Source organism: Halobellus rufus, from assembly GCF_000739575.1.
In the GTDB taxonomy this organism is placed as follows: Archaea; Halobacteriota; Halobacteria; order Halobacteriales; family Haloferacaceae; genus Haloquadratum; species Haloquadratum rufum.
The window spans coordinates 48,882-63,209 of the sequence record NZ_BBJO01000055.1 but is presented as its reverse complement, the minus strand read 5'-3'; the positions used below and the strand labels follow the sequence as shown (position 1 = coordinate 63,209).

The window sequence follows — 14,328 nt, the reverse complement described above, 5'->3', positions numbered from 1 at the left end:
AAACGCTCCCGACGAACCGGCTGACGGCTCCGATGAGTAACCCTTAAGTCCGCAAGCGGCGCTAGGTTCTCTTGCCCGCCCTTAGCTCAGCCTGGTAGAGCAGCCGACTGTAGATCGGCTTGTCCCCCGTTCAATTCGGGGAGGGCGGACTGGTTTTCAAGCCGATTCGTAGCCGATCGTAGACGGCTTGTCCCCCGTCCCCACGAGCGCAGCGAGTGGGGGACAGCGAGACGAGCACCGCGAGTCTCGCGCGTTTCAATTCGGGGAGGGCGGACTTTCTTCCTAAGCGATTCGAGATCGGCAGCGTTTCGGTCCTCCCTCCTCTTCACGATGCAAGGCAGGACGAGCGACTGGAAGTTCCCGCGGTTTTATTCGATGCGCGGGTGGTCGTTACAAACGAACGTCAACAATCTTAATTGCGTGTTTTATCAAGGCGAAAGTATGGACGGTAGTTCGCGGCGAGACGTTCTCAAACTCGGATCGTCCGGGATCCTCGCGGGACTCGCAGGATGTTCAAACCAAGGAGACGCCGGGGAACCGTCTTCGGACACCTCGCCCTCGACCTCGGCGACCGACGGCACAGAACGTGAACTACGGGCACGTATCGACGAACTCGAAGCGGAGATAGAAGCGAAAAACGACCGGATCGAAGCGCTTGAGAACGAACTCGACGAAGCGAGAGCGCAGTCCGGTCAGTATCAGTACAGTTCCGAGGTGCGGAACCGAGCAACCGAAGCGGGTAGAAAACTACGGGAGGCCGTTGTCGCGTTCCACTTCGAGATGGAGGACGGTCGAACGTCTGGTGGAACGGGATGGTTTATCGACGAACATCACATCGTCACCAACCGCCACGTCGTCAGTGGGGGAGCGACAGAGAAGTCTACAAATAAGTCGGGCTATTTGCTCGACGGAACGAAATTCGACCTCTCGTTCGTGGACCAAACTACCGACAGAGCGGACGACATTGCGTTGTTAAAAACGGAGGGAACGGCACCGTACGTGCCGCCGCGGGGTAGTTCAGAGTCCCTGTCGGAGGGGCAACCACTCATCCACGTCGGACACCCGGCGATGATGAATAACTGGGTTATCGGCCTCGGAGAATACGTGAAGCCGTCGGAGTTCGGGAACGCGATTCAAACGGAGATGCCGTCAATGAGTGGGAACAGCGGATCGCCGCTCGCCACACTCGACGGGACCGTCGTCGGCCTCACGTACGGCGGAGTCAATCGAAGCTTCGACACGTTCCCACCGGAACCCGCCGAGCCAGTCGCAATCGAGGAGTACCCCTACCAAGAGGAGATGTACGCGCAACACGAGCGGATCGAAACCGTAGAAGAGTATCACAGACAGTGGACTGAATAATTGAAGCGGCTCCCGCCCAGATGTCCACTCGATGCCCACCGTCTACATCACCGCACCGAGAGACACCGCGGACGACCTCGCCGCGTTCCTCGTCGACAACGAACTGGCCGCCTGCGTGAACGTCGTCGACTGCGACTCGTTCTATCGCTGGGAAGGCACCCTCTACGAAAACGACCCCGAGGCGATCCTCTTCGCGAAGACGACGGACGAACGGTATCCGGAACTGAAGAACGAACTCGAGGCCGAGCACCCCGACGACGTCCCCTGCATCGAACGGTTCGACGAGGCGGACGTCCTCGACGCCTACGCGAGCTGGGTCGACGATGCGGTCGGTCAGTGACCGCCCGGCGCGTCGCCGGAAACCTCTGGATCGACGTCGACGACGGCGGCTACTCTACACCGGCGACGGCGACTGGGCAGCCACTGACGACGGTGACTGGGTGACCGCTGACGACGACTACTCCCTGCCGGCGTCGCCGACGACCGTCCGGCTCTGCTCGCGCATAAACTGCGGCAGGTACCAGTAGCCGCCCGCGAACTTGCTCGTCGTGCCCGAGGCCTTCCAGCCGCCGAAGGGCTGCGCCTGCACGAGCGCGCCGGTCGTCGCGCTCTGCTCGCGGTTGACGTAGCACATCCCCGACTCGATCCGGTCGAACCACGCCTCGATCTCGTCCTCGTCTTCGGAGAAGAGCCCGGTGCACAGCCCGTAGCTGCTGTCGTTGGCCTTCTCGATCGCTTCATCGAAGTCAGACACCGGATGGACCGTCACGAACGGGACGAAGTGCTCCTCCCGAGCGATCTCGTGCTCGTGAGGGACGTCGGTCACGACCGTCGGCTCGACGAAGCGCCCGTCCGCGAGGTCGGTGTCGGCGACGACTTCCCCGCCCGTTCGGACCGTTCCCACCTCCCGTGCCGTCTCGCAGATCCGCTCGTATCTGGCGAGCGCGCTATCGTCTATCAACGGCGAGACGAAGGCGTCCGCCGATCGCGGATCGTCGATCACGAGTTCCTCGGTCTCTGCGACCAACCGGTCGGTGAACTCGTCGAACAGCGCCTCCGCGACGTAGACGCGCGACGTCGCGGAGCACTTCTGGCCGCTGAACCCGAACGCGCCGTTTGCCACGCCCGAAACGGCCTTCTCCAGGTCGGCGTTCTCGGTCACGATGACCGGGTTCTTTCCGCCCAGCTCCGCGATCACCGGACCGGGCTTCTCCCGCTCGAAGAACGTCCGGCGGATCTCCCGGCCGACCGCTCTCGACCCCGTGAAGGCGACGCCGGCGACGTCCTCGTGCTCGATCAACGGTTGCCCGACGTCGCTCCCGCTGCCGGTCACGAGATTCACGACGCCGTCGGGGACGCCCGCCTCGGACAGGGTCTCGACGACCTCATGGGCGACCAGCGACGTCGCGCTCGCGGGCTTCGCGACCGCCGTGTTCCCGGTGACGACCGCGCCGGTGAGCATCCCGGTGAAGATGGCGATGGGGAAGTTGAACGGCGCGACGACGCCGAAGACGCCGAACGGCCGCAGCTCGTTCCGACAGTGCTGTCCGGGCGTGGGTTCGCCGGTGTCGAAGGCGTAGCCCTCGTTGCGTTCGACTTCGCGGGCGTAAAAGCGAAGGAAGTCGATCGCCTCGTCGACGTCGGCCATCGCCTCGAAGCGGTTCTTCCCGTTCTCCAGCGTCAGCGTCGCGGCGAGTCGGTACTTTCGGTCTCGCATTCGACCCGCCGCGTCGCGGAATATCTCGACGCGGTCGCGCCAGTCGGTACGCCGCCAGCCGTCGAACGCGTCCGCGGCGGCTTCGACGGCCAGATCGACGTCGGCCGCCGACCCGGCGGCGAACTGTCCGATCTCTCGGTCCCGGTCGGCCGGGTTCGTGACGGTGTACTGCTCGTCTGTCTCGTGCGGTTCGCCGTCGATCCACATCGGATGCGACGCGCCCAACTCGGCTTCGACGGTCGAAACCGCGTCTTCGAAGGAGTCGTGAAACTCCCCCAGCGTGCCGTCGTTCCGGTGAGTGGCGACCGTGAGTTCGTTCTCGAAGCGGGCCTGATCCATCGTCAGATAGTACTCGCACGACAGTTCGATAAAGCTGGTTACCACTCCGATACGATTGGTGGGCGTGCGCGTCTCGGTCAGACTTCCGGCAAGAACACTCAACAGGATAGAATGCGTATTGGTGACTGATGACACGAGTAGCGATCGTCGGCGGCGGCCCCGCGGGGCTCTCGACGGCACTGTTCGCGGCGAAGAACGGCCTCGAGGCGGTCGTCTTCGACACCGACGGGACGTGGATGCACAAGGCGCATCTGTTCAACTACCCGGGCGTCGGCTCTGTCGACGGCAGCGCGTTCGTGCAGACGGCGCGCCAGCAGGCGGAGGACTTCGGCGCTGAACTGCACCGAGACGCGGAAGTCACGGCCGTCGAATCCACCGACCACGGGTTCGCCGTCACCGCGGGAGAGGACACCCACGAGGCGGACTACCTCGTTCTCGCGACCGGTGCGAACCGCGACCTCGCGGAGTCGCTCGGCTGTGACCGACGTGAAGACGACACCGTCGACGTCGACGTCACGATGGAGACCAGCGTCGAGAACGCGTACGCGACGGGCGCGATGGTCCGCGCGGAGGAGTGGCAGGCGGTCATCTCCGCCGGTGACGGGGCCGCCGCGGCGCTGAACATCCTCACGAAGGAGAAGGGCGACCACTACCACGACTTCGACACGCCCGACACCGCCGCAGCGGTATTCGATGACCTCCGCGACGACGAGGCCTGAGCGGCCCCCGTACCCCAGAACGGTCGCGAATCGCCGCGGAGCGAAGTCCGATGCGGACGGTTATATACGATCGAGCGGCCACCACCCCCGTGACGTAACGAACGCCCGGCGTCGATTCGCGGTTGTTCGGCACAGTCGACGCCGGAAACGGGGCCGACGGGAAGACTCGACTCCCGTGCGAACACCCCAGTTGGGTGCCGACTGTCAGCCAGATTCTCCAGCGATTGCAGTCGATCGACTCGAGGGAGTTATTCCAGTAACTCCCTCGTCTTCCGGTGCCGCGCACGGAACATCGGCTCGAAGCCGACCACCGCCAGCGGCGACGCCGCGCCGCCGATCTCGCCGCCCGGTAACTCGTACTCGACGGCGTCCTCGACGATCGTCTCCTCGCCGTCGGCGACGAACGTGTGCGTGTGGATCCACCTCGCGAACGGCCCGCCGCGCATCTCGTCCCGGAAGCTCGCACGCTCCTCGTCCGCTTCCCTATCGACGATGACGGAGGTCCACCGCTGGCGCGGGCCCACGCCGAGCGGCCGCATCGACAGTTGGATCTCCGAACCCACCTCCAGCACCTCGGGATCGGGGTCGCCGTCGGGGCCGGTGACCGACTCGACGCGGAGGTTCATCCAGTCGGGCGTCAGCGCCTCCAGTCCGGAGACGTCCGAATGAAACTCCCAGACGTCCTCGAGCGGTGCCGACACGCGGGTCAATCGCGAGTACGTCGCCATACGTGGGCGTAGCACCCAGCGACGCAAAAGCGCCGCGGCCGATCAGGAGAACGCTCGTTCGGCGCTCACAGCGTAAAGCGCGTCACCGTCGTCCCGGCCGCCCGCAACTCCTCGTCGCTCGCGGCGGCGACGACGATCTGGTTCTCGCCGTGCTCGATCGAGAGCGACGCCTCGAAGGACCCCTCCTCGGGCGTGACGTACGCCGTCTCCGCAGGGGTCTTGACCGCGACGACCGCGGCGTCGGTCCGTCCGGCGACGACGAGTTCGTCGCCCATAAACCGCGTACTGACCTGCAGTCGCGGGCCGTCGGGTCGCTCGCGCTCGACGTAGCGCTCGCGGAGCACCTCGGGCGTCTCGACCGGCCGCCCCGCGTCGATGCCGTGCGCGAGCCGGACGAACTGCGCCATCGACCACGCCAGCGGCGTCGCCGCGCCGGTGCCCTCCCCGAACGCCCAGTTGTACTCGGTGCTGTGCTCGCGGTCCCAGACCTGCTCGGAGAGCATCCGGCCCGAGTTGGCGAACCCCGCCATCGTCTCGAGGAGGTTCGCCGGCGCGAGCGGCCCCTCGTCGGTCTCGTTGAACAGTTCGTACTCGCCGCGTTCACCGGTGAATATCGGCCACAGCCGGCCCTTGCCCTTGGCCTCGATCGACCACGGCGCGCCTTCCTCGTCGCGCTGGCGCTCGCCGTACCCGTCGCCGTTGTAGCGGTAGAAGGCGGGCCCGTGCGGGGTGTCGACGCGGAGCGTCTCGTCGACCTCGGCGAGCGAGTTGCGGATCACCTCGTCGTCCGCGGGCTTGATGCCGAGCCGAGTGAGTTCGAGGAACCCGGCGTCGATGATCTCCCGCTCGTCCAGCGTCGGCCCGTTGTTCGCGAGCGTCCGCAGGTGGCCGGCGTCGGGGTCGCCGTCGTGAGTGATCCGGACGTAGTACGGGGTGTGCGTGTGCCGCTCGGTGCCCGTCTCCGTCGCGGTCCACTCGGCGACGCGGTCGGCCCAGTCGTCGGCGAGCGCCTGCCAGATGAGCGCGTCGGCCTCGTGGCCCTCCTCGGTCGCGACGTCTGCCGCGCAGGCGAGCCCGGCGATCTCGGCGGCGATCGACGACGGGGAGTAGCCCGCCTCCTCCTCCCAGCGCTCCTGGGCCGTCGGCGGGCCGTTGCGCGCGACGTAGTCCGCCGACCGCTTTACGTTGACGTAGTCGTACTCGGCGTCCGCGAAGCCGACGCCGCGCTCTCTGAGCATCCACGCCATCACCTGCGGGAAGGAGATGTTGTCCATCTGTTCGCCGCCCCAGCGGGTCCGGCCGTTCAGGTAGGTGTTCTGCGGGATGAACCCGCGGTCGTCCTGCTGGTAGCGGTAGATGTACTCCAGCGCCAGCCGCGCCGTCTCCAAGTCGTCGACGGCCTCGAAGACGGTGAACACCTGATAGAGGTCGCGCGACCAGACGAAGTTGTAGCCGTACCCCTTCGCCTCCTCGGCGGTGACGGCTTCGCCCCACGGCACGGACGGCGAGGCGATCCCCGCCCCGAGGAACGTCTTGTCCTCGACGGCGCGGAGACACATCAGACACGTCTTGTACTGGGCCGCCAGCGACTCGTCGGCGGCGACGCTCTCCGGGAGTTCCTTGTCGGCGAGGAAGTCGTCCCACGAGTCGACGTAGCCGCGCTTGACCGTCTCGTAGCCGCGACTGAGCGCGCCGGCCGCCTCGCCGAGCGCCGCGGCGGTGTCGGCGTCCTCCGCGAACCCGATCGCGAGTCGCTCGCGGTGCTCGCTTCCGGTTCCGATCCGTCCGACGAGAACGACGCTCTCGTCGTCGACGCTGTCCGTCGGCGTCGGAACGGCCCCGTCGGTGAACAGCGTGGACAGGTACGCCGACCCGGCGACGCCGACGGTCGCCCACTCGAACCGGTTCGCCGCGGCCATCGCGGCCGCGACGCTGTACTCGGTGCCGTCCTCGTCGATGAGCAGCGGTTCGACGTCCTTCGCCTGATCGTACGCGCTGGCGTCGCGCGCGACGAGGTGGTAGCCGGCCGGCCCGCCCAATCTGAGGCCGCGGTCGGTCGATCCGGTGTTCGTGAGCGACGTGTCGGCGACGGCGTACAGTTCGTACTCGTTGTCGTCGCGCGCGTCGAACGAGACCTCGACGAGCAGCGCGTCGTGTTCGGGATCGGTCACGTACTCGGCCGTGAGCCGCCACTCGTGTCCCCGCCCGTCGCCGGTCTCGACGATCTCGTGGCGGAACAACAGCGAATCCTCGTCGGCGATCTCCGCGCGCCGGTCGATGGTGTCGGCGTCGTCGTCGCGGCGCGTCTCGTTGTGCGTCCGGGCGGTGTAGGTGTCTTCCTCGTCCGCGTCGACGACGAGGAAATCCAGCGTCCGGAGGTTCATCAGGTCGACCCGTGGGAACCGGACCTCCGTCAGCGCCCCCTCGGTGAGCGTGAACCAGACGCGGGAGGGGTCTTCGGCGGTGTGGTCGGCGACCGTCCCGACGCCGTACTTCTCGCCGGTCGTCCAGCGCGGTCGACCCGTGGGGCCCGACGGCGCGGGTTTCGGCTCCGGCAACGCGTCGTGGTCGGCCAGTGCGGTCGTGAGTCGGAGCCGCATCGAGTGCGACCACGCCAGGGGCGTGGCGCTGTCGGGCGTCCCGTCGTCGAACACCTGCTCGGCGAGGTAGCCCGCGCCGGAACAGAACGGGCCGTCGCGACCGAGGAGGTCGTACAGGTCGCTCGCCCGCTCCAGCATCGACTCCGCCGAGTCAGGTCGGCCGTGCGCGTCGAGCAGGGACGCCAGTCCGACGGCGGCGTTCGCGCCCCACGCGGTCGCGACCGACCAGATCTTCTCGCCGTCCTGCTCGGCGCGCCGCCACGTGTCGCCCTCGAAGCGGACGAGCCCGGCGACGTCGCCGTCGTCGGACTCCCGATAGAGGTCCGAGAACGCGCGCTCGACGTGGGTTTCGAGCCGCGAGAGGTCCTCGGGGTCGAGTCCGTCGAGCTGTTCGACCTCGTCGTACGCGGCGAAGGCCTCGACGAGCGCGAACGATCCGGAATCCAGCCGGGAGTCGAGCCCGCCTTCCTGCAGTCGGAGCGCGTACACCTCGTACTCGTCGTCCCAGAAGCGGTCGAGCGAGTCGACGAGAGCCTGCGCCTGCGTGGCGGCGTGAACGGACAGCTCTCTGTCGACCGGCGCTTCCGCGACCGTCGCGTACGCCTGCAGGAACGTCGCCGTGGTGTGGACGAAGCGACCGATCATGTTCTCCCACGCGTTCTGACAGGGGCCGGGGAGTCCGTCGTCGGCCAGTTCCTCGTCGAGGGCGTCGACGCCGTCGGCGATCGCCCGCCTGAAGGCTCGCTTCTGGCTCGAATCGAGGTCCGAGCGACGCTCGGTCAGGAGCGTCGCCAGGTACGTGATGACGCTCGCGGTCTGGTCGGACTGGTGTTCGGGACTGTCCGACCCCTCGACGCGGGCGTTCGCCCAGCCGGGTGCGAGCGAGCCGTCGATCGCCCAGACGCGGTGCGGCCACGAGCCGTCCTCGAGTTGCGCCTCGCAGAAGAACGAGCCGATCGTCGCCAGCCGATCGCTCTCGTCCAACCCGAGTCGGTCGTCCGCGCGCAGCAGGTGACGCGCGCACTCGGCCTCGTCGCGGAACCACGTGTACCCGTAGCCGCCCGAGTGCGTGTAGAAGGGGTCGAACTCCGGTCCCGCGATGTGCGCGCCCGAGGGCGCCGTCAGGAGCGACAGCGCCCGGAGATCGGACCGGATCGACTCCTCGCGGGGTGCCGATTCGGGGACCGACACCTCCGTTCGTGACCGCGCGGCCTCCCGGACGTCGTCTGCGCTCGTGTGCGCCAGCGCGCAGTGGCGCAGGTCCGAGAGCGCCTCCGCGCGGCCGACCTCTCCGTGGTCCGAGAGCTGCGTGACGATCGTCGTCCTGACGCCTCGGTCCTCTCGTTCCAGCGGCGCTGAGACGACGATGTCGCCGCTGAGGTGGGTGTCCTCGTAGCGTTCGAGGACGGCGTCCCGCGGAAGCTCGAACGCGTCCGGCGAGAGCATCTCCTCGAACCGCTCGGGGATCTGCGCGCGGACGTCGTCGAGGCCGGTCGAGGCGGTGACGTAGTCGTGTTCCTCTCGGTGGAACACCTCGACGGCCTGCGTCCCGTTCGGCCCGCCGTCCTCGTGGATCAGCCGGCCGACCTGCGTCTCCCGGCCCTCCGGCGCGAGCGTGAGAAACGCGGTCAGGTGCGCGTCGGTCGGGATCGCGCCGCGGAGCTCGACGTGCGTCACGTGGGCCCGCCCGAGCGTCAGATCGTACTGGTGGACGGTGTACGATCCCGCGTTGTACTCGGTCTCGACGAGGCTCGTCTCCCGGTAGTAGTGCTGTCGCACCTGTTCGAGGTCGTCGAACCACCGAGTCTCGCCGTCGGCCTCGATCGCGAACCGGGACCGGTCGATCCCGTACAGCCCCGAGAGCGCAGACGAGTAATCCCGCAGGGAGCCGTCCGCCCCGACGTGAACGAGGCGATCGCCGTGCCCGGAGAACGCGCCGTCGGTCGTGGCCAACTCGCCGGGGAACCGACCGTCTCGGTCGCGCTTGTATTCGTTCAGCACGGTCCGAAGTCTCATACTCTCCGAGCAGTGTCCCCACGACATAAGTATTGGCGGATGCCCCACAGCGTTCGCGGCCGGCCCGGACTCCGCCGGCGGTGCTCGGCGCCGACCCGATCCGGCCGCCGGGACAAAGACAAAGGTGACATACCCCGTTCGTACTGGTATGGACCATCCAGGACCGCCCCGGTTCGTCGCCGTCGGGGACGCCGTCCAACTCGCCCCGCGCGATCCGGACCCCTCGGCGTCGTACGCGTGGCGCGTACGGAGCGCGCCCGCGAGCAGCGCCGTCGAACTGCCCGAGGACGAACCGGTCCTCGAGTTCGTCCCCGACGCACCGGGGACCTACGAACTCGAACTCGACGCTCCCGGTGGAACGCACAGACTCACCGTCCGGGCATTCCCGTCGGACGTCGCACCCGCGGAATCGCGCGGTGGACGGAGCGGACGCAGCGGACGCAGCGGCCACCAGAGTGGCCCCGATTCGCCGACTGGCGGGAGCGGCGGCGCGTCCGGATCGGGGTCCGGAACTCGCGCGAACGCGGGCGGTGGCGGCGGTCGCCCCCGTCTCCAACTCCGCGGTTCCGTCGAGGGCGACGAACTCGTCGTCCACGCCGATCCGCGACCGCACCCCGACAGCGACGCCGACCGCGACGACATCGTCGTCGAGTTCCTGCTAGACGACCGCGACGACGTCGACGAGGGGCGGATCGCGAGCGAGGGCTGGGCGCTGCGGATCCCGACCGACGCCGTCGGCGACCGCGTTCGCGTCCACGCGGTGGCCGTCGCCGACGCCTACAGCGTCCCGGACACGATCGAGTTCTCGCGAGAGGCCGCCCCGGACGGCGGGAGGTCGGGAGAGGCGGTGGCGGTCGACGACGGCGATTCCACCGACGAGTCCGCTCCGGACGCGGTCGCCGCCGAGCGGTCCGACTTCGAGGTCGTCCGCCCGAACGACCCGCCGGAGTGGGCGCGGGACGTCACGCTGTACGAGATCTACGTGCGCGGGTTCGCCGGCGAGGGGGAGCAAGCAGCGGGGTCGGATTCGGACGAATCGGTCTTCGCGCGGATCGAAGAGCGTCTCGACTACCTCGACGACCTCGGCGTCGACTGCCTGTGGCTGACGCCCGTGCTCGAAAACGACCACGCGCCGCACGGCTACAACATCACGGACTTCTTCTCGATCGCCGAGGACCTCGGCGATCGCGAGGACTACGAGCGGTTCGTCGAGGCCGCCCACGAGCGCGGAATGGCGGTCCTCTTCGACCTCGTGTTGAACCACTCCGCCCGCGATCACCCGTTCTTCGAGGACGCCTACCGCAACCCCGACTCGGAGTACTACGACTGGTACGACTGGCAGGAGAACGGCGAACCGGAGACGTACTTCGAGTGGGAGTACATCGCCAACTGGAACTTCGAGAACCTCGCGGTCCGCCGGCACCTCCTCGACGCCGTCGACGAGTGGTTCGAGGTCGCAGACGGCTTCCGCTGCGACATGGCGTGGGCCGTCCCAGACACGTTCTGGAGGGAACTCCGCGACCGGGTGAAGTCCCGGGACCCCGACTTCCTGCTGCTCGACGAGACGATCCCGTACATCGCGGACTTCCACGACGGGATGTTCGACGTCCACTTCGACACGACGCTGTACTTCACGCTGCGGCAGGTCGGCCGCGGCGACGTCCCCGCCGAGGCGATCCTCGACGCCGTCGACCAGCGGGCGGCCGTCGGGTTCCCGCCGCATGCGGCGTTCATGCTCTACCTCGAAAACCACGACGAGACGCGGTACGTCGTCGAGTGCGGCGACGCCGCCGCGATGGCCGCGGCTGGGGCGCTCGCGACGCTCCCGGGCGTCCCGATGCTCTACGGCGGCCAGGAACTCGGCCAGCGCGGCCGCCGCGACGCCCTCGCGTGGGACGACGCCCGGGAGGAGTTCCGCGACCACTACGAGCGCCTCCTCGACCTCCGATCGGAGGCCGACGCGCTCGGCCCCGACGGTTCGCTCGACCGCGTCGAGTACGCGGTGGCCGACGGCCCGGACGGAGGTGCTGCTGCCGACCGCGTGGTCGCCTTCGGCCGCGAGCACGACGGCGACGCCTACGTCTGCGTCCTCAACTTCGATCCGTCGCCCGCGACGGTGCGGTTCGGCGACGTCGACGTCGACCCGACGGACCTCGTGACGGGCGGGCAACTCGCAACCGATTCGGGGCTCGTCGTCGACGACGTCGCCGTGTTTCGGGCGGGGTGACCGAAGCGACGCGCGCGCCGGAACCCACAGATTCGAGTTACTCCGGTTCCTACGAGTACCTAGTGACCGATTCGTACGTGTGCCCGCACTGCGGGCGCGTCGAGGAGCGCCCCTACCGCGTCCGACTCATCATCCTCACGTGCCCCGAGTGCGGCGAGAACGGCAGGTTCCTCCACGAGTCGCTCGTGGACCGACTCGACACCGTCCCGGAGCCACAGCGCCCCGAGGAGTGGACCGAGATGCCGCTCGACGAGCGCCTGCAGTACGCGGTTCGAGAGGGATTACTCGACGTCAGTTTCACCGGCCCGATCTGAGCCGGGGGGGGCGACCCGACCGGACTACGACACCGCGCGGGCGTCCATCTCCACGGAGACGCCGTCGACGTAGTCGCCGTCGGGGCCGACCCACGTTCCCTCGTAGCCGCACTCGGTGGTGAGCCGGCAGACGCGCGTCTCCGGCGGCCAGACGACGCGGACGCCGTCGTCGGTGTTCTCGACGGTGGCCTCCTGCCGGTAGGTGACGCTGGATCCGCCGACGCCGACGAACGTCACCACGAGATCGACCTCCGCTCCATCCTCGGCTAGCGGGACGCTCCGCCAGCGCGACCCGCCCTCGTATTCGAGATTCTCCGCGGTCGCAGCGTCCGGGCCGATCGTCCACTCGACGGTCACGGTCTCGTTCGATCGGTCGGAACCGCCCGACTGTGACGTTCCGTTCGACCGCGCAGCCTCGGGCACGGAGTAGCGGGCGTACCCCTCGGGCGTTTCGACCCGCACGCTCACGCTCTCGGCGGACGCGGGAACGCCGACCGTCGTCGTCGCCCGCACCGGCTCCTCGAAGACGCGGAGGCGCTGGATCTCGGGGTTCACCGGGTTGTACGCGCCGGTCCAGTCGCCGCGGTAGGTGAACCGATAGGGCGTCCGGTTCACCGCCGCCAACACGTCCATATCGCGTTCCGGGCTCCCGTCGGTGGCGTAGATCACGTCGCCGTCGTAGCCGGATCCGTACCGGAGGTACTGGAACGGGTGCGCCTGCCAGTCTCCGTACGGGTCGGGGGTGAACACCAGCGCGTCGTCGAACTCGCGGTCCTCGAACGGCTCGTAGGTCGCCTCCAGACTCTCGGTGCGACGCTCGTTCGCCGCGAACGGATCGTCGAGGACGGCCCGCTCCGCGGAGGCGACGACGGGCGCGGTGAGCGCGAGCGCGACGAGGACGGCGACGCGCGCGTGCCGTCGGGAGAGGCTGGGGCCGGGGAGCCAGCGCCGCTCGCTGAGCAGCGAGACCGCCCCGCGACAGAGGAATGCGACCCCGGCAGCGCCGAACACCGCGACCGGCACGAGCGCGTCGAAGTGGTAGAACGGACCCAGCAGGTCGATGAGCCCGTTTCGGAGGCCGTTGTGCGTCCCCCAGAAGTACGCTTCGCCGAGGAACACCGAGGGGAGGACCGCGAAGACAACGGCGGCGACCTCGCTCTCGGATATTCCGTCGGCGGGATCGAACCCCGGTCGCGACGCGTCGTCGTCGCCGGAGACGCCCGGCACCGAGATCCGACTCCGCTCGCGCCAGATTGCCGCGAGCACGCCCACGGCCGCGAGGGCGGTCCCGAGCGTCCCGGCGGCGACCCACTCGGTGAAGAAGTACTCCGTCACCTCTCTCGTCACTTCGGCGGCGAGTTCGGGCGTGTACTCGCGCTCGTAGTTGAGGATCTCGCGGGTGCCGAACCCGATGCCGTCGTTCGGCGCGAAGGCCGCGTAGGGGAACGTCAGCGGGTCGCCCGTCACGACCGCGTTGTACGCGAGCGTCAGGCCGACGAACGCCGCGCCCGGGACCGCGATCGCGAGCGATCGGGCGAGCACGGCGCGGTGGCGCACCTGCCAGTTGCGGGGCCGCAAACGCCACCCGGAACGCCGCCACGAGACGCCGAGCGAGACGAGCGTGTGAACGATGAACGGGAGCGCGAACAGCACCGCCGTGTACGGGCGAGCGAAGAAGGCCAGCCCGATGGCGACGCCGGCGGCCGCGCCCCACCGTCGACTGCCCGTCCGCGCGGCCCGGAGGTACGCGACCGCGAACGCGACGTTCAGGAAGGTCGTCGGCGCGTAGGAGAGGAACGTCGACGACGTGAGGAGGAACAGCGGCGACGCCGCGAGCACGGGAACCGCGAGGAGTCCCACGCGGCGGTCGAACGCGGCCGAGCCGAGGACGTAGACGCCGCCGGCCGTTCCGGCGGCGACGAGCCCCAGCGCGACGTTCCAGTCGCCGAGGAGCTTTCCGACGGCGAAGATGGCGGGGGCGACCGGCGAGTACTTCCCGTACATCCGGATCTCGCCCCCGACTTCGTCGACGACGAAGAACCACGGGCGCACGGCGTCCCACGGGATGTCGCCGGGGTAGAGGAACAGCTTCCCTTCGAGGAGCATCGCGGCCTGATAGAGGTAGACCCCCTCGTCGTCGTTGACGGAGTGATACGCGAAGAGGTCGATCGCGAGGTAGTAGACCACGCCGCCGACGGCGAGCGCGAGGGCGGCGGCGACGACCCGCTCGGGCCGTTCACGTCCAGCGGCGACGACGGAGCGGACGGCCGCGCGCAGTCGGGATGTGAACGGTTGCCGGGACACGG

Annotated in this window: 9 protein-coding genes and 1 tRNA gene; 6 read left to right on the top strand and 4 right to left on the bottom strand. The window is 68.5% G+C overall.

What is annotated here, in order from left to right:
• The first annotated feature begins 75 nt into the window (after nucleotides 1–75).
• The 3 genes from ACP99_RS17350 (at nucleotide 76) to cutA (ending at nucleotide 1,702) form a co-directional block, all read left to right on the top strand.
• Nucleotides 76–149, top strand: a tRNA-Tyr gene (locus tag ACP99_RS17350).
• Between the two features lie 292 nt (nucleotides 150–441).
• A complete protein-coding gene (locus tag ACP99_RS17345; RefSeq protein WP_049987795.1) occupies nucleotides 442–1,362 on the top strand; it encodes a S1 family peptidase in 921 nt (306 codons plus the stop codon).
• Between the two features lie 31 nt (nucleotides 1,363–1,393).
• On the top strand, nucleotides 1,394–1,702 hold the full coding sequence (gene cutA, locus ACP99_RS17340) for a divalent-cation tolerance protein CutA (protein WP_049987794.1): 309 nt from the start codon (nucleotides 1,394–1,396) through the stop codon (nucleotides 1,700–1,702).
• A 117-nt stretch (nucleotides 1,703–1,819) separates the two neighbouring features.
• Here the strand turns inward: cutA and ACP99_RS17335 are convergent, their stop codons facing one another.
• Complete coding sequence (locus ACP99_RS17335; protein ID WP_049987814.1) at nucleotides 1,820–3,418, bottom strand: aldehyde dehydrogenase family protein; 1,599 nt, start codon at nucleotides 3,416–3,418, stop codon at nucleotides 1,820–1,822.
• Nucleotides 3,419–3,546: 128 nt separating this feature from the next.
• Here ACP99_RS17335 and ACP99_RS17330 point away from each other — a divergent pair, with 128 nt between their 5' ends.
• The gene (locus ACP99_RS17330) at nucleotides 3,547–4,137 is read left to right on the top strand and encodes an NAD(P)/FAD-dependent oxidoreductase (RefSeq protein WP_049987793.1); all 591 of its coding nucleotides are present in this window, start codon (nucleotides 3,547–3,549) and stop codon (nucleotides 4,135–4,137) included.
• A gap of 248 nt (nucleotides 4,138–4,385) precedes the next feature.
• On the opposite strand, the gene ACP99_RS17325 is transcribed toward ACP99_RS17330, so the two are convergent.
• Together ACP99_RS17325 and ACP99_RS17320 are read right to left on the bottom strand one after the other, a co-directional pair.
• A complete protein-coding gene (locus ACP99_RS17325; RefSeq protein WP_049987792.1) occupies nucleotides 4,386–4,865 on the bottom strand; it encodes an SRPBCC family protein in 480 nt (159 codons plus the stop codon).
• A 65-nt stretch (nucleotides 4,866–4,930) separates the two neighbouring features.
• Entirely contained in the window at nucleotides 4,931–9,481 is a 4,551-nt protein-coding gene (locus ACP99_RS17320) for a glycoside hydrolase family 15 protein (protein ID WP_049987791.1), read from the bottom strand.
• 148 nt (nucleotides 9,482–9,629) lie between these two features.
• Here ACP99_RS17320 and malA point away from each other — a divergent pair, with 148 nt between their 5' ends.
• Both malA and ACP99_RS17310 read left to right on the top strand, forming a co-directional pair.
• Nucleotides 9,630–11,708, top strand: coding sequence for an alpha-amylase MalA (gene malA / locus ACP99_RS17315; protein ID WP_049987790.1), 2,079 nt, complete (start codon nucleotides 9,630–9,632; stop codon nucleotides 11,706–11,708).
• Entirely contained in the window at nucleotides 11,705–12,022 is a 318-nt protein-coding gene (locus ACP99_RS17310) for a hypothetical protein (protein ID WP_231554333.1), read from the top strand. The genes malA and ACP99_RS17310 overlap by 4 nt, the downstream gene beginning before the upstream one ends.
• A 24-nt stretch (nucleotides 12,023–12,046) precedes the next feature.
• On the opposite strand, the gene ACP99_RS17305 is transcribed toward ACP99_RS17310, so the two are convergent.
• Nucleotides 12,047–14,326: a DUF7846 domain-containing protein gene (locus tag ACP99_RS17305; RefSeq protein ID WP_049987789.1), complete on the bottom strand. Its 2,280-nt coding sequence runs from the start codon at nucleotides 14,324–14,326 to the stop codon at nucleotides 12,047–12,049.
• Nucleotides 14,327–14,328 lie beyond the last annotated feature (2 nt).

Excerpts from the sequence above, each read along its gene's own strand:
- malA (WP_049987790.1), top strand. The coding sequence starts at position 9,630 with ATGGACCATCCAGGACCGCCCCGGTTCGTCGCCGTCGGGGACGCCGTC.
- ACP99_RS17320 (WP_049987791.1), bottom strand. The coding sequence starts at position 9,481 with ATGAGACTTCGGACCGTGCTGAACGAATACAAGCGCGACCGAGACGGT.
- ACP99_RS17325 (WP_049987792.1), bottom strand. The coding sequence starts at position 4,865 with ATGGCGACGTACTCGCGATTGACCCGCGTGTCGGCACCGCTCGAGGAC.
- ACP99_RS17335 (WP_049987814.1), bottom strand. The coding sequence starts at position 3,418 with ATGGATCAGGCCCGCTTCGAGAACGAACTCACGGTCGCCACTCACCGG.
- ACP99_RS17330 (WP_049987793.1), top strand. The coding sequence starts at position 3,547 with ATGACACGAGTAGCGATCGTCGGCGGCGGCCCCGCGGGGCTCTCGACG.
- ACP99_RS17345 (WP_049987795.1), top strand. The coding sequence starts at position 442 with ATGGACGGTAGTTCGCGGCGAGACGTTCTCAAACTCGGATCGTCCGGG.
- cutA (WP_049987794.1), top strand. The coding sequence starts at position 1,394 with ATGCCCACCGTCTACATCACCGCACCGAGAGACACCGCGGACGACCTC.